A 16,452-nucleotide genomic window follows, 5' to 3' on the forward strand; every position below is an offset into this window, starting at 1 on the left:
GGCCGCAGCAGGTGCTGGCGCCACCTCCCCCGGTGCCAGCAGCGTCGCCAGCACCGTGTCCACCGGCACCTTCTCGCCGACCGCCACCCGCAACTCGTGCACCACACCGTCGTGCCAGATCTCGACATCCACCGCCGCCTTGGAGGTGTCCACCACCGCCACCACCTGACCGCGCTTGACCGCATCGCCCGGCTTGACGTGCCACTCCAGCAGCGTGCCTTCGTCCATGTCGGCGCCCAGTGAGGGCAGCTTGAATTCGATCATGCCGTAGCGCCCATCACTGCCTGCACGGCAGCCACGATTTTCGGCACCTGCGGCAGCGCCGCCTCTTCCAGGTGCCGGGCATACGGAATCGGCACCTCCTCGCTGCACACACGCGCTGGCGGCGCGTCCAGGTCAAAGAAGGCTTGCTCGCCGATGCGTGCCATCACCTCGGCCGCCAGGCTGCCGGAGCGCCAGCCCTCATTCACCACGACCGCGCGGCGGCACTTGCGCACCGAAGCCATCACGGTGGCGTCATCAAGCGGGCGCAGCACCCGCAGGTCGATCACCTCGGCAGAGATCCCACGACTGGCGAGTTCGTCAGCGGCCTGCAGGGCCTTGGGCAGACAGCCGCCATAAGTGATCAGGCTGACATCCGAACCCGTGCGGCGCACGCGGGCGCCGGCAATGTCCACCGCCGCCGACTCATCGCCGGGCAGTTCGCCCTCGCTGTTGTAGAGCTGCGCGTGCTCGAAGATCAGCACCGGGTCGGGGTCGGCCAGGGCGGCCTGCAGCATGCCCCGCGCATCCTCCACCGTGGCCGGCGCCAACACGCGCAAGCCCGGCACATGCGCGTACCAGCACTCAAAACTGTTCGAGTGCTGCGCCGCCACCTGCCGCCCGGCCCCGGTGGCCATGCGGATCACCAAGGGCACCGAGAACTGTCCGCCCGACATGTGGTGCAACATGGCCGCGCTGTTGACGATGGGGTCGAGCGCCAGCAGGCTGAAGTTGACCGTCATGATTTCCACAATCGGGCGCATGCCGCCCAGCGCGGCGCCAATACCGGCGCCGACGAAGCCGAGTTCCGACAGTGGCGTGTCACGGATGCGCTCGGGGCCGAATTCTTCCAGCAGGCCCTTGGACACGGCATAGGTGCCGCCGTAGCAACCCACGTCCTCGCCCATCAGGAAGACGCGCGGGTCCGACTGCAGCGCCGCGCGCAGCGCTTCCCTCAGCGCGTCCCGGTAGCTGATGCGCCGCCCCATCATGCGGCTCCCGCAGGCGTATGCACGTCGCGCAACAAATCTTCCACCGGCTCCCAGTTGGAGGCTTCAGCAAAAGCCACGGCCGCCTCCACCTCGGCCTGCGCGCTAGCGTCGAGCGCCAGAAATTCGTCTTCCGAAAGAATCCCCTGCAATTTGAGGCGAGCGGTAAAAGTGTGGATCGGCCCGCGCGTCTTCCAGGCTTCAATCTCCTGCTTGGTGCGGTACAAGTCGGGGTCGAACATGGAGTGCGCGCGAAAGCGGTAGGTGCGCAACTCCACAAACATGGGTGCGCTGGTGTCACGCACCTTCTGCGCGGCAAAGCGCACCGCCTGATGCACGGCCACCACATCCATGCCATCGACCGTCATGACCTCCACGCCATAGGACGCGGCCTTCAGACACAAATCGGTCTGGGACTCGGAGCGCGCCAGCGCCGTGCCCATGGCATAAAGGTTGTTTTCGCAGCAAAACAGCACCGGCAGCCGCCACAGCGCGGCCAGGTTCATGGCCTCGTGAAACGACCCCTCGGCCACCGCACCTTCACCAAAGAAGCAGGCCGTCAGTGCCTGGCGTTTTAACAATTTGTCCGCCAGCGCCAAACCGGTTGCCAGCGGCAGGCCACCGCCGACAATGGCCTGGCCGCCAAAGAAGTGACGGGCCCGGTCAAACAGGTGCATGGAGCCACCGCGCCCGCGTGAGCTGCCGTCCCGTCTGCCAAACATCTCGGCCATGATGGCGTCCATCTTGAGGCCGTGTAAGAGCGCGTGGCCGTGTTCGCGGTAAGTGGCCACCACGTTGTCATCGGCGCTCAAGGCCCGCAGGGCGCCGGCGGCCACCGCTTCTTCCCCGATGTACAGATGTAAAAAGCCGCGAATCTTTTGCTGGCCGTACAGTTCAGCCGCACGCTCTTCCATGCGGCGGATGCGCAGCATGTCGGACAACAAGGACAAGGCCAACGGCTTGTCCCACGGCACCGGGCCACTGGGCGGGGCCGGCACTTTCATTTTGTCCATGCGCCGCCCTCCAGGGTCGAGGTGTCACCCTCCGGTAGCCCGAGTTCACGCGCCTTGAGCAGGCGGCGCATGATCTTGCCGCTGCGCGTGCGCGGCAGCGTGGGCAAAAAGACGATCTCCTTGGGCGCCACGGCGGCGCCGAGCCGTCGGCGGGCGTGGGCCGAGATGTCCAGGCGCAAGGTCTCGCCGGCCTGGTAGCCGTCCTTGAGCGAGACAAAGGCCTTGACCACCTCACCGACCACCGGGTCCGGCTTGCCGATGACGCCGGCCTCGGCCACCGCCGGGTGCTCCATCAGCACACTCTCGACCTCGAACGGCCCGATCAGGTGCCCGGCTGACTTGATGACGTCATCGGCACGGCCGACGAACCAGTAATAGCCATCGGCATCGCGTTTGGCCAGATCGCCGGTCAGGTACAGCTCACCGGCAAAACACTTGCGGTAACGGGCCTCGTTGTTGAGGTAGCCACGAAACATGGACGGCCAGCCGCGTTTCAGCGCGAGTTCGCCTTCGATATTGGCCTGCTCAATGACGCGCACCCGCGCAAGCTCACCCTCGGCTTCCAGGTGCTCGACGATGCAGGCGTCAATGCCGGGTAGCGGTCGGCCCATCGAGCCGGGCTTGATGTCGAAGGCCGGGGTGTTGGCGATCATGATGCCGCCGGTCTCGGTCTGCCACCAGTTGTCGTGAATCGGCAAGCCCAGTGCCTCCTGGCCCCACCAGACCGCCTCCGGGTTCAGCGGTTCACCGACGCTGGCGATAAAGCGCAGGTCCGGATAGCTGTGGCGCTGCGCCAGCTCGGTGCCCGCTTTCATCAACATGCGAATCGCTGTCGGCGCGGTGTACCAGACGCTGATGCGCTCCTGTTCCAGCAGCGTGTACCAGCGCTCGGCATCAAATTCCTCGCGATCAATCAGCGAGGTGACGCCCTGCAGCAGCGGCGCGATGATGCCGTAGGAGGTGCCGGTGACCCAGCCCGGATCAGCGGTGCACCAGTAGCGATCCTGCGGATGCAAATCAAGTGCGTAGCGCCCGGTCGCAAAGTGGGTCACCACGGCCTCGTGCACATGCAGGGCGCCCTTGGGGGTGCCGGTGGTGCCGCTGGTGAAATGCAGCAGGGCCGGGTCGTTCGGCTGGGTCTCCACGGTGCTGAAGGTGCTGGAGGCAGCGGCCATCAAAGTGCCCAGGTCCAGCGTGTCGGGCTCATGGGTGACACCACCATCCTCGGCCACCAACAGTACGTGTTGCAGAGTGGGCGTTTGCGCCCGAATCTGGCGGACCTTGCGTTGGTAGAGCGCGTCGGTGGTCACCAGCACCTGACCGGCGCCAAGCTGGAGACGCGCGGCGATCGGCTCCGGTCCAAAGGCCGAGAACAACGGGGTCACCACGCTGCCGTTTTTCAGCGCGCCCAGCACGGCAATGTAGAGCTCGGGAATGCGCCCGGCCAGCACAAACAGGTGATCACCCCTGCCCACGCCCAGGCCCTGCAAAACGTTGGCAAATCGATTCGTTTGCTGCGCCAGCTCAAAGTAGCTCAAGTCCAGCGCGGGCGCGTTGCGCGCCACAAAGCGCAGTGCGATATGGTCGCGCAGCGCGCCTGTCCCGTGGCGGTCTACCGCTTCAAAACCCAGGTTCAGGCCGCCACCGGGCAGGCCCTGCAAGGCGCGCCTGGCCTCAGCCCAGACGTCAATGCGGCGCTCCGCCTCGTAATCCACCCAGTTCGGTGGCGGGCGCAAGTTCGACACAAGCTTGTGAATGATGACAGGTCTCTCCATACGCCTCCATTGTCTGAACGCGGCGAGGTCTGAACGGCCGCCGCTTATTCCCGTTCGCTGATTTCCCGGTCTCGGGCCCCGGCCAGTCCGGCGGCCAGATTCGCCAGCTCACGCGCCAGCAGCTCCAGCACGTCTTCCATCGTGACGATACCCACCAGGCGGCCTTTGTCGTCTGTGATCACCAGGCGGCGCAGGCGATGCGTTTTCATCAGTTGCACGGCTTCCAACGCGTCCATCTCGGGGGTGGCCAGCACCAGATCGACGGACATGATGTCGCCCGCCGTAAAAACCGCCGGGTCCAAGCCTTCGGCCATCAACTCAAGCACCAGGTCGCGATCGGTCACGATGCCGATTGGACGCGTCTTTTCATGGGTGTCGACCACAACCAGGGCGCCGATGTGGTGTTTGCGCATGAGTTGCGCCACCAGCAGCGTGGGGGTCTCAGGCTCCACGACGGCGACCATCGAGGTCGCGAAGTCCTTCAGTTGGCTGGCCATGGCGGCGCTAGGCCTCGATCGTCAACTGGTTGTTGACGCGGCTCACGCCGGGCGCCGACCAGGTCGCGCCTTCGGCCGCATTGCGTTCGGCCCAGGAGTGGACGTGTCCACGCAGGGTCACCACGCTGCCGTCCATCGATATGTCGATCCGTTTGGCTTCACGCTGCGCCTGTCGGGTCAGAGCATCCTGAATGCGGGTGGACAGGTTGGCGGGAACGGGCAGGGCCTTGAGTCGAATGTTGTCAACGATGCCGACCACCCCTTTGAGCGGGCGTGTCATACGCTCCACCGCACGGCGCTGAAAATTCCAGTCCAGCTCGCCACTCAGGGTCACCCAGCCTTTTTCCACGGTCACCTTGACCCGGTCTTGTGGCACTGAAGTGTTCCAGCTCAGCGCATGTTCCACGGCGGCCGCAATTTCAGTGTCGCTGCGCTGGTGAATGCCGGCCGGGATGACGTCGAGTTCCACCGCAATCGCCTTGACCCCGCCGACACGCTCAACCGCCCGTTTGGCCGCCACTTTTTCTGCATAGGTGTCGAGGTGCCCGGTCAAGGTCACCACGCCGTCAGTGACCGAAACACCCACACGGGCTTCGGGAATGAGGGGGTCCCACAACATTTCTGCCAGCACGTCCTTTTTCAATTCCGAATCTGTTTTCATGGTATCTCCTGGTGAGTAATTCAACGAGGCAAATAAATGTCGTCTCAGAGTCTCAGAATAACCAGGGCCTGCCGCACCACGTTGAGAAAAATCAAGTACCCACCTGAGCAATAAAGCAGACTTCGTCGCGTTGGCTGCCGAAACATGCGCCCTAACTTTCTCAAGGCTTAACATGCCCGACATTGAGGCCAAGCTGAAGTTCTTGCTATCGCCTGCAAGCTACGGATCCTTGGGTCAGCAGGTCGAACTCATCGAAACCCACATGTCATGGGTTTTCGTGCTGGAGCAACGGGTCTTCAAACTCAAAAAGCCTGTTTGCTTCCCGTTTCTCGATTTCACCACCCTGCAGGCGCGCGAGTTTTATTGCCGGGAAGAAGTCCGGCTGAACGCGCGTCTGGCGCCGGGTGTCTATCTTGGCGTGGTGGCCTTGCAATGGCGGGATGGCGCCTTCGCCCTGGTGCCCGAGGCGCAATGGCCGGCTCCCGGCGAAACTGTCGACTGGCTGGTTGTGATGCAGCGCCTGCCCCGCCGTCGCATGCTGCTCGAACTGATTGCAAGCCACCGTGTTGCACCCAGGGATATTGAGGCGCTGGTTGCCGTGCTTGGCGCGTTCTACCGGGCGGCGCCGGTGGCTCCCGTGAGCGCGAACGACTATGTGGCGCGCCTGCGCCATGAGCAGGCCTTGAACCGCGAGGTGCTGCTGCGCCCCCAGTTTGTGCTCCAGGATGCGCGGCTGGCCATTGAACGTCTGGATGCGGCGCTGGCGCGGTGCACCGACTTGTTGCGGGCTCGCGCCGCGCGCCGTCATGTGTTGGACGGGCACGGTGATCTGCGGCCTGATCATGTCTGCCTGCTCGATCCCCCGGTGGTGATTGACTGCCTGGAGTTCAACCCGCAACTGCGCCAGGTTGACCCCTTTGATGAAGTGGCCTACCTGGGTCTGGAGTGCGACATGGCGGGTGCTCCCTGGATTGGTCCGCAGCTGGTCGCGGGCATCGTCGACGCGCTGGGCGATCATCCTGGGCCGAGCCTGATGCATTTTTATACCGCGTACCGTGCCATGTTGCGTGCGCGCCTGGCGATGGCGCATCTGCTCGATCCGCGACCGCGCTCGCCTGAAAGGTGGCCAGCGCTGTCCGAGCGGTATATCGCGCATGCCCTGGTGGCACTGGACGCTTTCAATCAGACCATGCACCCAGAGACGCCTTGATGGCCTGGGCAAACAGGGGTACGGCAGAGGCGATGGACAGCTTGCGCCGCGCCGCGCACGCCAGAGGCAGGCGAAATGGCGGAACGCTGTCCGTGATGATTATTCTTGCGATGCTGTCATCGGCCAACACTTGCGCCGCCGAGCCGGTGAAGAGTCCGTGAGCAACACAGGCCACCACCTCGCGCGCACCCGACTGTCTCAAGGCAAGCGCCGCGCGCCGCATGGTCTCTCCACTGGCGATGAGGTCATCGAGCAGCAAAATCCTCATGCCATCGACCTCACCGGCCACCAGGTTCTCGCTGCTGACAATGCCGGCGCTGCGACGCTTGTCAACCATGGCAAAGCCAACCGGGCGCAGGAGCGTCGTTTCCAGTGATTCACGCCAGAGTTGGGCCCGTTTGACGCCGCCGGGATCGGGCGAGGCCACCGCCAGCCTGGCGTCCCCTGCCAACTCAACAGCCATGGCGTTGAACGCCTGGTGTGCCTCCAGGTGCATGGTTGGACAACGAAAGGCGTTCTGAAATGCCGCCACGTTGTGGGCCTCCAGCACAATCAGCTGCGTCGTACCGACGGCCTCAAACAACTGGGCGACGTAGCGCAAGCTGACGGGGTCGAATGGTTTGGTTTGCCGGTCTTTGCGGGCGTAGGCCAGGTAGGGCACGACCGCCGTCACCCGCGCCGCACCATGCTCGCGCAAGGTCGCGATGAACATCAATAGCTGGCACAGCTTGTCGTGTGGGCTGTCCTGCGCGTCACCGTGCAGACTGTGAACGACGAAGGCATCGCCGCCGCGTGGGTCCAGCAGCGGCCTGAGCTTGTGCTCGCCGTCTTCAAAGCGGCGGTACTCATGGGGCGCAAGCGTGACGCCCAGACTGGCCGCCAAGCCTTGGGCAAACGTGTCATCCGAGTCGAGTGAGAAAAGCAACATGCCTTGGGCCAGTTCATGACGCGCTAACCATCTTCATGGCACCGCATGGCAAGCGCAGCAATACAAAACTTCAATTTCAGGATAGCGGCGGCTTGCCGCGCCACGTTGCGAATAATCAAGCTCTGTTCCTGGCAGACAAGGACACTCCAGGTTGACAAGTCAGAGATTTTTTCATTTTCAGGAGAAAAATCATGAAACAGTCGACGGTGTTTTTGGCCGGGTCCCTGGTGGCGATGGCCGTGGTGAGCAGCACCAGTTTTGCGCAGGGTAATGTTGACTTTGGAAAAAATGAGTACATGGCCAGTTGCGCCAGTTGTCATGGCGCCTCTGCCAAAGGCGATGGTGCGATGCGCACCTACCTGACCAAGGCGCCGACAGATCTGACCATCATGGCCAAACGCAATGCCGGGGTGTTCCCGACCCAGTACGCGTGGGAAGTGATCGACGGCAGAACGTCAGTCGTGATTGGGTCCCACGGCGCGCGCGAGATGCCGGTCTGGGGTTATATCTACCGCGCCGATGACACGCAACCCGCGGACCTGCACGCACGCACCCGTATTGGCTCGCTGCTTGATTACCTGGCGCGGATCCAGGTGAAATAGCCTGCGTGCTCGCCTGAACCATGTTTCGTGATCGTGATGAAGCGGCTGATCGGCTGGCCGAGAAACTCAAGTCCTACCGGGGCAAGAATCCCCTGATCCTGGCGATTCCGCGCGGCGCAGTGCCGATGGCGAAAATCATCGCCGACAAGCTGGCCGGTGAACTGGACGTGGTACTGGTGCGCAAGCTGCGTGCGCCGCACCAGCCGGAACTGGCCATCGGCTCAATCAATGAAAGCGGCTGGACTTACCTGGCCGATTTCGCCGCGCTCTATGGCGGCAGTGCCAGCTACCTGGAAGCCGAGAAGCGGACCCAGACGGAGACCATTCGGCAGCGCCGCGCCCAGTACACGCCGATTCGCCCTCCTATCGATCCTGCCGGGCGCATCGTCATCGTGATTGACGATGGCTTGGCCACGGGTGCCACCATGATCTCTGCGCTACATGGTTTGCGGGCCATGAAGCCTGCCAAACTGATTTGCGCCATCCCCGTGTCGCCGCCGGACACACTGGCCAAAGTGGCTGATCTGGCGGACGAGGTGGTGTGTCTTGAAGCGCCGCCATTTTTCCAGGCGGTGGGGCAGTTCTACCAGCACTTCCCGCAGGTGGACGATGACGAGGTGATCGAGCTGTTGAAAGAGGCCTGAGACCGGCCTGACCCGTTTCGGGGGCAACCGCCGTCAGTTTTTCAGGTACTGGCTGAACCACACGGCCGCCTGGCGTGCCACTTCTTCCAGCGTGCCCGCTTCCTCGAACAGATGGGTTGCGCCAGGGATGATGCTCAATTCCTTGGTGCAGGGCAGGCGGGCGTAGGCCTCGCGGTTGAGTTCAATCACGTCTTCATCGCGGCCACCCACCAGCAGCAAGGTCGGGGATTTGACCTGCTCCAAGCTCTGATTTCCCGCCAGGTCCGGACGCCCTCCACGCGACACGACCGCCTGGATGTTGTCGCCCAAAGCGGCGGCGGCCTGCAAGGCCGCGGCCGCGCCGGTGCTGGCGCCAAAGTAGCCAATCGGCAGCTGCCGCGTGGCCGCCTCCAGTCTGACCCAGCGCGTGGCAACCAGCAGACGGTGCGTCAGCAAGGCAATGTCGAAACGGGTCTGGTAGTCCAGGTCTTCAGTGACGGTGAGCAAGTCCATCAGCAGCGTGCCAATGCCTTTGTCGTGCAGGACGCGCGCCACGTAGTTGTTGCGCGGGCTGTGGCGGCTGCTGCCGCTGCCGTGGGCAAACAGCACAATGCCCAGGGGCCCGGGGGGCAATTCCAGCATGCCTTCGATGCGGACATCATCCACCGGAATATGGACCAGTTGTGCGTGTGTTGGTTTCATCGGAACACCTCTGCGCCGTTCAGGCGCCTATGGCAATCGGGATGCGCTGGCGGCCGAAGTCGCCCGCTTTCGCATCAAAGCGCCCGGCGACGGCAGCGCCGCAGTCCGGGCAGTGACCGTTGGCGTCGAGCCGGTATTGATTGATCTGATACCAGTCGCGAACGATCAGCGGCGCGTGGCAGCCCGGGCAGAAGGTGGTGTCGCCTTCTGCGTGATGCACATTGCCGGTGTACACATGGTGCAAGCCCGCTTTGAGCGCGATGTTGCGGGCGCGTACCAGCGTGGCCGGTGGCGTGGCGGGCACGTCCGGCATTTTGTGGTCCGGGTGAAAGGCCGAGAAGTGCAGCGGCACATCGGGCCCGAGCTCTTGCATGATCCAGCGGCTCATGGCCGTGATTTCCTCGTTCGAGTCGTTGTGACCGGGAATCAAGAGGGTGGTGATTTCGAACCACACCTGGGTTTCGCGCTTGAGATAGACCAGCGTGTCGAGCACCGGCTGCAGGTGCGAGCCGGTGAGCTTGAAATAGAAGTCGTCGGTGAAGGCTTTCAGGTCGACGTTGGTGGCGTCGATTTTGGCGAAAAAGTCACGCCGCGGCTGATCGTGGATGTACCCGGCCGTGACCGCCACGGTCTGCACGCCGCGTGCGTGGCAGGCATCGGCCACATCCATCGCATATTCGGCAAAGATCACCGGGTCGTTGTAGGTGAAGGCGACACTCTTGCAGCCGTATTTGACGGCCTCCATGGCGATGGCCTCGGGCGAGGCCTGGTCCATCAGGCGGTCCATGTCGCGCGACTTGCTGATGTCCCAGTTCTGACAAAACTTGCAGGCCAGGTTGCACCCGGCCGTGCCAAACGACAGCACGCTGCTGCCGGGGTAAAAGTGGTTCAGCGGCTTCTTTTCAATCGGGTCGATGCAAAAGCCCGACGAGCGCCCGTAGGTGGTCAGAATCATCTGCCCACCCTGGCGCATGCGCACAAAGCAGGCGCCGCGCTGGCCCTCGTGCAAGCGGCAGTCGCGCGGACACAGGTCGCATTGCATGCGGCCGTCATCGAGCCAGTGCCAGTAACGGCCGGGGTAGCTGGATTCCTGCATTACAAGTTCTCCTGGTTCGGGGCCTTGGCGGTGGCGGGCCGAAGGTCGGTTTCCTTCCATTTGCTCACGCTGTAGCGCTGCAAGCGCACACCCGTGGCCCAGAAGCCGGGGGGCAGGCCGGCTTTGTGTTTCAGATGGGCCATGAACTCGGGCACGCTGGGCAGTTGCTCCCACACCTGGGGCAAAAACGTGCTGCGGTAATGCGCAAATTCAAACACCACACCGTCAACGCCGGGCTGCAACTGGGCCAGTGCGTGGGCTTCGCTTTCAAACTGCATCGCCTGCATGGCCGACAGCAAAGAGACTTCAATCTCGGTGTGTTCAAGTTCCGCTGCGACCAGCGGCGAAAAACGCGGGTCGGCGAAGGCCGCTGCCAGCGCATTGGCCTTCACGTCCGCCAGCAGGGAGCGGCGCGCCTCCAGCGTGCCAATGCAGCCGCGCAGCTGGCCGCGCTGGGTCAAGGTGACAAAACAGGCGCCCGACTCTTGCAGCCAGAGCGCTTGTTCCGGTGCTTCAAGGGGGCGCCCCAAAGCCGTTGAAATGGTAGCGCGGGCAATCGGCAGCAAGGTGTGGCCCTGCGTGGCGGGGGCGCCATGCCCTTTCGTGTGCCCCTTACTGTGAGAATGGGTCATGGTGAAGCTCCTGTCGGAACGCCAGGGCGGCGTAGCCCACCACCCGGTTCTTGTCCCCTGCCGTGTCACCGGAATTGCACAGCCCAAGCAGTTCGGGTTGCAGGTGGTGCTGACGGGCCGCCTGCAGCAGGCCGTTGACCGGCGTGCCGCCGCAGGCCTGGTGGTGTGTGATGCTGCTGTTGAGGTGCATCATGTTTTGCACCGTTTCGCCGTCGACCGCTTGCGCCGTGCCACAGGGCAAGAAGTGCGACAAATCGGAGCTGATGACGATCAGCGTCTCGTCTCCCCCCCAGAGCGCCTCAAGTACCTCGGCCACTTGTGCCGGCGTCGCATCGCCCACCGCCAGCGGGACCAGTTTGAAATCATCCAGTACGGCCTGCAAAAACGGCAATTGCACCTCCAGCGAATGCTCCTGGGCGTGGGCGGCGCGGCTGACCACCACTTGCGGCAAGTGCGCGATGGCGGCCACGGCGTCCTGGTCGACTTCGATGCGGCCCAGCGGCGTATCAAAGGCGTCAACGCCCGGCAACGCCAGGCCCCTGACGGGCACCCGGTGTACCGGGCCCAGCAAAACAACGCGCCGGATACTGGCGCGCCCGCCAGCGAGCGCTGCATAGGCCCGCGCGGCGGTGGCACCCGAGTAGATGTAGCCGGCATGGGGCACGATCAGCGCCTTCGGGCTTGGTTCGCGCAGGTTTGCGCCGGGCCGTGCCTGGGTCAGCAGGGTTGTGACATCGTTCAACAAGACCGACGCCTGTCCAGGGTAAAAAGTGCCGGCAACAGCAGGGGGACGCACAAGGGACATGGCTACCTCCGTTTGGATAGAAGCTTAATCCTACGCAGATCGGGGCGGCTTGTGGATTGTCAAGTCTGAAGTTAATGGTTTCAGAAATCGCCATCACCGTAGTCGTGAAATGTTTGTGATCCGGCATTAGACTAACTGATATGAGTACTTTTGACCCGGATGCCTTGGAATGTCTCGCCGCCATCGTGGAAGAGGGGGGCTTTGAGCGCGCTGCCGTGCGCCTGTCGATCACCCAGTCTGCCGTGTCGCAGCGTTTGCGCTCGCTTGAGGTCCAGGTGGGCACGGTCCTGATCGTGCGCAGTCGTCCGCTGAAACCGACATCGGCGGGCCGCCTGCTGCTCAAGCACGCTTTGCAAACGCGGCTGCTGCGGGCTGACCTGCAGCGTGATCTGAAAGACCTGGCGCCGGGTGGCGCGGGCAATGGCGGGGATGTGGAGCGAATTTCCATTGCGATCAACGCCGACAGCATTGCCACCTGGGCCCTGGCGGCCTTGAGCGAGCTGGCACGGCGCGGCCTCGGGCTCGAAATCATCACCGATGACCAGGACTTCACCATCGAGTGGCTGCGCGAGGGCCGGGTGTTGGGTTGCGTGACGACGCTCAAGCAAGCCTTGCGCAGCTGCAAGATGGTGCCACTGGGAGCGATGCGCTACGTAGCGGTCGCAGAAACCGCTTATGCGGCGACTCATTGCCCGGATGGCTTGTCACCGCACAATTTTCGCCATGTGCCGTTCATTGCCTTTAACCGCAAGGACGATTTGCAGGGCGAGTTCATCGCGCACGTTTTTCATCTTAAACATGTGGCGCTGAGCCAGTTGTATGTGCCCAGCTCGGAAGGCCAGGTCAGCGCGGTGTTGGCGGGCTGGGGGGTCAGCGTGCTGCCGGAGTTGCAGGTGCGCGAGCATCTGCGCAGTGGTCGTCTGGTGAATTTGGCGCCTGGGCATGTGCTGCCGGTCGACCTGTACTGGCATTGCTGGAATCTGGACTCGGTGGTGCTGGATGGACTGACGGCAGCCTTGACCGATGCCGCTGCCGTGGCCCTGCGGTGACGCGCCTGGATAAGTTCCGAGCATGAACCCCGACAACGTCGTCAGAACCTCGTTCAAGCAGCAAATGCTCCACGCCCGCGAAGAGGCCATTATTCAAACCGTGAATCGGCTGCTGGCCGAAAAAGGCTTTGAAGCCATGACGGTCGATGAGGTGGCGCTCCAGGCCGGTATTGCCAAAGCCAGCCTTTACAAACACTTTGCCAGCAAGGAAGAGCTGGCGGCGGCGGCGATGGCGCGGGTGATGCGCCGGGCGCGGGACTTCATCCGTGCGCTGCCGGAGCAAACGCCGCCGCTGGACAAGCTGCGTGCCGTGCTGCGATGGACGCTGGAAGTCAAATTGGCGGGCGATATGCCGTCCTTGCCCAGCCGGAACTCCACGCTGCGTGCCGCTTTGACCGGCAACAAAGACTGCATGGAGGGTTGGATTGAATTGAGCGACCGCCTGCGCGCATGGATCGAGGCCGCGCAAGCCGCCGGGGCACTCAACCCGGCGCTGCCTGCGGTTGCCGTTTTGTACACCTTTTTTGCCCGCGCCTGCGATCCGGCGCTGGAGTTTCTGAGGATCGGTGGCCGCTACCAGGATGAGCAAATCGTGACCCTGGTGCTCAGTACCTGCTTTGAGGGTCTAAATACCCGCTAGCCCCCGTCCAACAAGCCTGTATTGCTACCAAAAGAGTAGCTGTTCACATCCCCCGGTGAGCGCTTCAACGCACCAGCAGCACCGGCACCTTGCAATGTGCCAGCACCTCGGTCGCCACCGAGCCCATCACCAGGTTGACCAGTGTGCCGTGGCCATGTGAACCCATGATGATCAGGTCGAACTTGCCTTTGTCGGCGAACTGGGCAATGGTTTCACCGGCGTGGCCGATCTTCCAGTCGCTTTTGGCCTCGATGCCCTGGCGCAACAGAAACTTGGTCACGGGTGCGAGCACCCGCTCGGCTTCATCCACATAGTATTGGTCCATGATTTGCTTGCCCACGGCAGCGCGCGCGCGCGCCGGGATCAGCGGCTGGACCGTGAACGCGATGTACTCGTTGCCCGGGCTAAATAGCTCATCATGCGTGGTCAGGTAAGCCAGCATTTTCTTGGTGAAGGCACTGCCGTCGACGGCAAGAAGAATTTTCATGAGGGTGCTCCGTTGGTAAGTGGTCCAGTGTACTCAAGGCTGGGGGCGGGTATCTGTCGAATGTCAAGAAGCCGTGATGATCTGCAGGATGCAAAAGCACGCCATCGCCGCCCCTAAAACCGGGCATCCAGCCATTTCTTGAGTTCGGCAAAAACCGGCGCGGCGTCGAGCTCGTTGAAGATTTCGTGGTACAGCGCCTCGAAGCAATGGGCGCTGAGCACCGTCTGGGGTGCCGCTGCGGCAAAGGCCCGACTGCCGGCCGGGTTGACCAATCGGTCGGCCCCGGCATACAGCAACAGCGTGGGCACGGACCAACTGGCTGCCTGCGCCAGCGTGGCCGGTCCGCCATCGGCAATGAAGCGGGCCAAGCGAGCCGATACCCGGTCGTGCACCAGCTTGTCAGCCTGGTAAGCCGCTACCACGGCGGGATCGTGCGAAATGAGCGAAGCATCGAGTCCATTGCCGATGCGCAAATTGGGCGCGATTCTGGGCAGCACGGCCAGCAGCAGTTTCTGCACGGCATTGAGGCCGGGGTCGAGTGCCGGCGACGACAAAACCAGCGCCTGCACCGGACGCAGGCCCAGGGCCACAAAACGCGCGGCCACCAAGCCGCCCATGCTGTGCCCGAGCAGGATCAGCGGCGTGTGCGGGCCCATGCGGGAGCGCGTGCTGTCCACGATGTCGGTCAGATCGTCGAGCAATCGGCTGTCGGTGGGCAGGCCCCCGCGTGGCCCGCCCGACTCGCCATGGCCATATTGGTCATAGCCGCGCACCGCAAAGCCCCAGTCGTTGAGCTGCACGGCCAGGCGGTCATAGCGCCCGGCATGTTCGCCCAGGCCGTGCACCAGCAAGACCACGCCGCGCAAGACCTGCTGCGACGCCAGCGGCCAGTCCTGCACCGCCAGGTTGTCGCCGTCCAGAGCGACAAAAGTGGAAAGTGTGCTGTCGGTCATCACGGCACCTGGGCGATCACCTGCGCCACGGCGGCGGTCAACTTCTTGGCATAGGGCACATGCAGGAATTCATTGGGTCCGTGCGCGTTGCTCTTGGGGCCGAGCACGCCGCAGACCATCATCTGCGCCTTCGGGAAGCCGCTGGACAGCATGCTCATGAGCGGAATGGTGCCGCCCTGGCCGATGTAGCCGCAAGGGGCGCCAAAGTAGTCTTGCGAGGCCGCGTTCAATGCCTGCTCAAACCACGGGGCGGTGCTGGGGGCGTTCCAGCCGGTGGCGTGGGAGTCGGGTACAAAACTCACCCGCGCTTGATAAGGGGCGTTGTCTTCCAGCAGCGCTTTGAGCTGTTGCACGGCTTGACCTGCTTCCACCAGCGGTGGCAGGCGCAGACTGAGCTTGAAGGCGGTGAAGGGGCGCAGCACGTTGCCCGCGCTTTTCAGATCCGGCAGACCCTCTGCGCCCGTGACGCTGAGCGTGGGGGTCCAGGTGCGACTCAGCAGCGCTTGCAGCGGGTCGGTGGTGGTGGGCAGCATGGTCTGGCTGGCGCCGCCGCAATCCGCGTGCGCCCAGGGGAAGCGCTTGTAGAGCTCCTCGCCCAAAATGGCGGCGGTGGTTTGGGCTTGGCGCAAGCGCTCAAAAGGCACCTCGCAGTGAAACGGTGCGGGCAGCAGGCGGCCGGTCGCGCTGTCTTCGAGCCGGTCCAGCAGGTGACGCAGAATCCGAAAGCTCGACGGCACCAGGCCGCTGGCATCGCCCGAATGCACGCCCTCGGTCAGCACCTCAACCTTGAGCGTGCCGCTGGCCATGCCGCGCAGGCTATTGGTCAGCCAGAGCTGGTCGTAATTGCCCGCGCCCGAGTCCAGACAGATCACCAGCGCCACGTCGCCCAGCCGCGAGCGCAGCGCGTCGATGTAGGGCGGCAAATCATAGGAGCCGCTTTCCTCGCAGGTCTCGATCAGGCCGACGATGCGCGGGTGCGCCACGTGCTGGCTCTTGAGTGCCTGGATGGCGGTGATGGCGGCATAGATGGCGTACCCATCGTCGGCACCGCCCCGGCCATAGAGTTTGCCGTCTTCATATTTCGGCGTCCACGGCCCGAGGTCACTGCGCCAGCCGGTGACCTCGGGCTGTTTGTCCAGGTGGCCGTACATCAACACCGTCTGGCTGGAGGCGGCTTGATTGGCGCTGCCGGTGGATGCCGCCACTTCAAAAAACAGCACCGGCGTGCGACCGGGCAGTCGGATGATTTCCAGTGTCAAGCCGGCCACCTTTTGTGCCTCGACCCAGCTCGCGGCATTGCGCACCACGGTGTCGATAAAGCCGTGCTGTACCCAGTCGGCATCAAACATGGGCGACTTGGCGGGAATGGCGATGTAGTCGCTGAGCTGGGCCACGAGGTCGTCGTCCCAGGCCCGACTGATCTGGTTCAGCGCTTGGGTGGTGTTCAAAGCCGGGGCCGGGATGCGTACATTCATACCAAATTCCTTGCGTGGTTTGTCAACAATGGCTGTGATCATGCCACGGCGCAC

The 16,452-nt window shown here is 63.5% G+C and carries 19 protein-coding genes; 5 read left to right on the forward strand and 14 right to left on the reverse strand.

The features are described from left to right. The 6 genes from WA157_RS04170 to WA157_RS04195 form a co-directional block, all read right to left on the reverse strand. Nucleotides 1–264 (reverse strand): biotin/lipoyl-containing protein (locus WA157_RS04170; RefSeq protein ID WP_422619761.1); only part of this gene is annotated, 264 nt, incomplete at its 3' end. Then, a complete protein-coding gene (locus WA157_RS04175; RefSeq protein ID WP_422619762.1) occupies nt 261–1,250 on the reverse strand; it encodes an alpha-ketoacid dehydrogenase subunit beta in 990 nt (329 codons plus the stop codon). The genes WA157_RS04175 and WA157_RS04170, both read right to left, overlap by 4 nt. Beyond that, a complete protein-coding gene (gene pdhA / locus WA157_RS04180; RefSeq protein WP_422619799.1) occupies nt 1,250–2,254 on the reverse strand; it encodes a pyruvate dehydrogenase (acetyl-transferring) E1 component subunit alpha in 1,005 nt (334 codons plus the stop codon). The genes WA157_RS04175 and pdhA overlap by 1 nt, the downstream gene beginning before the upstream one ends. Beyond that, on the reverse strand, nt 2,251–4,038 hold the full coding sequence (gene acsA, locus WA157_RS04185) for an acetate--CoA ligase (RefSeq protein ID WP_422619763.1): 1,788 nt from the start codon (nt 4,036–4,038) through the stop codon (nt 2,251–2,253). The genes pdhA and acsA overlap by 4 nt, the downstream gene beginning before the upstream one ends. Before the next feature lie 44 nt (nt 4,039–4,082). Continuing rightward, on the reverse strand, nt 4,083–4,535 hold the full coding sequence (locus tag WA157_RS04190) for a CBS domain-containing protein (RefSeq protein WP_422619764.1): 453 nt from the start codon (nt 4,533–4,535) through the stop codon (nt 4,083–4,085). Between the two features lie 7 nt (nt 4,536–4,542). Next, nucleotides 4,543–5,196, reverse strand: coding sequence for a BON domain-containing protein (locus WA157_RS04195; protein WP_422619765.1), 654 nt, complete (start codon nt 5,194–5,196; stop codon nt 4,543–4,545). A gap of 172 nt (nt 5,197–5,368) precedes the next feature. Here WA157_RS04195 and WA157_RS04200 point away from each other — a divergent pair, with 172 nt between their 5' ends. Then, entirely contained in the window at nt 5,369–6,406 is a 1,038-nt protein-coding gene (locus tag WA157_RS04200) for a hypothetical protein (protein WP_422619766.1), read from the forward strand. Here WA157_RS04200 and WA157_RS04205 read toward each other — a convergent pair. Then, nucleotides 6,375–7,334, reverse strand: a complete 960-nt coding sequence (locus tag WA157_RS04205; protein WP_422619767.1) for a ribose-phosphate diphosphokinase — start codon at nt 7,332–7,334, stop codon at nt 6,375–6,377. The genes WA157_RS04200 and WA157_RS04205 overlap by 32 nt on opposite strands. A 191-nt stretch (nt 7,335–7,525) precedes the next feature. Here WA157_RS04205 and WA157_RS04210 point away from each other — a divergent pair, with 191 nt between their 5' ends. Both WA157_RS04210 and WA157_RS04215 read left to right on the forward strand, forming a co-directional pair. Further along, on the forward strand, nt 7,526–7,936 hold the full coding sequence (locus WA157_RS04210) for a c-type cytochrome (protein ID WP_422619768.1): 411 nt from the start codon (nt 7,526–7,528) through the stop codon (nt 7,934–7,936). A 20-nt stretch (nt 7,937–7,956) separates the two neighbouring features. Further along, nucleotides 7,957–8,580, forward strand: coding sequence for a phosphoribosyltransferase (locus tag WA157_RS04215; RefSeq protein ID WP_422619769.1), 624 nt, complete (start codon nt 7,957–7,959; stop codon nt 8,578–8,580). Nucleotides 8,581–8,613: 33 nt separating this feature from the next. Here WA157_RS04215 and WA157_RS04220 read toward each other — a convergent pair whose 3' ends face one another. From WA157_RS04220 to amrB, 4 genes are read right to left on the reverse strand one after another with little or no spacing between them, the layout of a single operon-like run. Next, the gene (locus WA157_RS04220; protein WP_422619770.1) at nt 8,614–9,261 is read right to left on the reverse strand and encodes a dienelactone hydrolase family protein; all 648 of its coding nucleotides are present in this window, start codon (nt 9,259–9,261) and stop codon (nt 8,614–8,616) included. 19 nt (nt 9,262–9,280) lie between these two features. Further along, entirely contained in the window at nt 9,281–10,357 is a 1,077-nt protein-coding gene (amrS, locus tag WA157_RS04225; RefSeq protein WP_422619771.1) for an AmmeMemoRadiSam system radical SAM enzyme, read from the reverse strand. Beyond that, nucleotides 10,357–10,989 carry an AmmeMemoRadiSam system protein A gene (gene amrA / locus WA157_RS04230; protein ID WP_422619772.1) on the reverse strand — a complete coding sequence of 211 codons (633 nt, stop codon included), beginning with the start codon at nt 10,987–10,989 and terminating at the stop codon, nt 10,357–10,359. The genes amrS and amrA overlap by 1 nt, the downstream gene beginning before the upstream one ends. Beyond that, entirely contained in the window at nt 10,970–11,794 is an 825-nt protein-coding gene (gene amrB / locus WA157_RS04235; protein WP_422619773.1) for an AmmeMemoRadiSam system protein B, read from the reverse strand. Before amrB ends, amrA begins: the two co-directional genes overlap by 20 nt. A gap of 140 nt (nt 11,795–11,934) precedes the next feature. Here amrB and WA157_RS04240 point away from each other — a divergent pair, with 140 nt between their 5' ends. Both WA157_RS04240 and WA157_RS04245 read left to right on the forward strand, forming a co-directional pair. Beyond that, complete coding sequence (locus WA157_RS04240) at nt 11,935–12,843, forward strand: LysR family transcriptional regulator ArgP (RefSeq protein WP_422619774.1); 909 nt, start codon at nt 11,935–11,937, stop codon at nt 12,841–12,843. Between the two features lie 22 nt (nt 12,844–12,865). Beyond that, nucleotides 12,866–13,483: a TetR/AcrR family transcriptional regulator gene (locus WA157_RS04245; protein WP_422619775.1), complete on the forward strand. Its 618-nt coding sequence runs from the start codon at nt 12,866–12,868 to the stop codon at nt 13,481–13,483. Nucleotides 13,484–13,547: 64 nt separating this feature from the next. Here the strand turns inward: WA157_RS04245 and WA157_RS04250 are convergent, their stop codons facing one another. The 3 genes from WA157_RS04250 to WA157_RS04260 form a co-directional block, all read right to left on the reverse strand. Beyond that, nucleotides 13,548–13,970, reverse strand: coding sequence for a universal stress protein (locus WA157_RS04250; RefSeq protein WP_422619776.1), 423 nt, complete (start codon nt 13,968–13,970; stop codon nt 13,548–13,550). Nucleotides 13,971–14,083: 113 nt separating this feature from the next. Continuing rightward, nucleotides 14,084–14,923: an alpha/beta hydrolase gene (locus tag WA157_RS04255; RefSeq protein WP_422619777.1), complete on the reverse strand. Its 840-nt coding sequence runs from the start codon at nt 14,921–14,923 to the stop codon at nt 14,084–14,086. Then, nucleotides 14,923–16,398 carry a M20 family metallopeptidase gene (locus WA157_RS04260; protein ID WP_422619778.1) on the reverse strand — a complete coding sequence of 492 codons (1,476 nt, stop codon included), beginning with the start codon at nt 16,396–16,398 and terminating at the stop codon, nt 14,923–14,925. Before WA157_RS04260 ends, WA157_RS04255 begins: the two co-directional genes overlap by 1 nt. Nucleotides 16,399–16,452: the final 54 nt, after the last annotated feature.

This window comes from Rhodoferax ferrireducens (genome assembly GCF_049302455.1).
Classification (GTDB): Bacteria; Pseudomonadota; Gammaproteobacteria; order Burkholderiales; family Burkholderiaceae_C; genus Rhodoferax; species Rhodoferax ferrireducens_B.

Bases quoted from the DNA above. Each gene is read 5' to 3' on its own strand.
- amrB (WP_422619773.1), bottom strand. From the start codon at position 11,794: ATGTCCCTTGTGCGTCCCCCTGCTGTTGCCGGCACTTTTTACCCTGGA.
- WA157_RS04260 (WP_422619778.1), bottom strand. From the start codon at position 16,398: ATGAATGTACGCATCCCGGCCCCGGCTTTGAACACCACCCAAGCGCTG.
- WA157_RS04205 (WP_422619767.1), bottom strand. From the start codon at position 7,334: ATGTTGCTTTTCTCACTCGACTCGGATGACACGTTTGCCCAAGGCTTG.
- WA157_RS04175 (WP_422619762.1), bottom strand. From the start codon at position 1,250: ATGGGGCGGCGCATCAGCTACCGGGACGCGCTGAGGGAAGCGCTGCGC.
- WA157_RS04190 (WP_422619764.1), bottom strand. From the start codon at position 4,535: ATGGCCAGCCAACTGAAGGACTTCGCGACCTCGATGGTCGCCGTCGTG.
- WA157_RS04200 (WP_422619766.1), top strand. From the start codon at position 5,369: ATGCCCGACATTGAGGCCAAGCTGAAGTTCTTGCTATCGCCTGCAAGC.
- WA157_RS04215 (WP_422619769.1), top strand. From the start codon at position 7,957: ATGTTTCGTGATCGTGATGAAGCGGCTGATCGGCTGGCCGAGAAACTC.
- pdhA (WP_422619799.1), bottom strand. From the start codon at position 2,254: ATGAAAGTGCCGGCCCCGCCCAGTGGCCCGGTGCCGTGGGACAAGCCG.
- WA157_RS04245 (WP_422619775.1), top strand. From the start codon at position 12,866: ATGAACCCCGACAACGTCGTCAGAACCTCGTTCAAGCAGCAAATGCTC.
- amrA (WP_422619772.1), bottom strand. From the start codon at position 10,989: ATGACCCATTCTCACAGTAAGGGGCACACGAAAGGGCATGGCGCCCCC.
- amrS (WP_422619771.1), bottom strand. From the start codon at position 10,357: ATGCAGGAATCCAGCTACCCCGGCCGTTACTGGCACTGGCTCGATGAC.
- WA157_RS04250 (WP_422619776.1), bottom strand. From the start codon at position 13,970: ATGAAAATTCTTCTTGCCGTCGACGGCAGTGCCTTCACCAAGAAAATG.
- acsA (WP_422619763.1), bottom strand. From the start codon at position 4,038: ATGGAGAGACCTGTCATCATTCACAAGCTTGTGTCGAACTTGCGCCCG.
- WA157_RS04240 (WP_422619774.1), top strand. From the start codon at position 11,935: ATGAGTACTTTTGACCCGGATGCCTTGGAATGTCTCGCCGCCATCGTG.
- WA157_RS04210 (WP_422619768.1), top strand. From the start codon at position 7,526: ATGAAACAGTCGACGGTGTTTTTGGCCGGGTCCCTGGTGGCGATGGCC.
- WA157_RS04195 (WP_422619765.1), bottom strand. From the start codon at position 5,196: ATGAAAACAGATTCGGAATTGAAAAAGGACGTGCTGGCAGAAATGTTG.
- WA157_RS04220 (WP_422619770.1), bottom strand. From the start codon at position 9,261: ATGAAACCAACACACGCACAACTGGTCCATATTCCGGTGGATGATGTC.
- WA157_RS04255 (WP_422619777.1), bottom strand. From the start codon at position 14,923: ATGACCGACAGCACACTTTCCACTTTTGTCGCTCTGGACGGCGACAAC.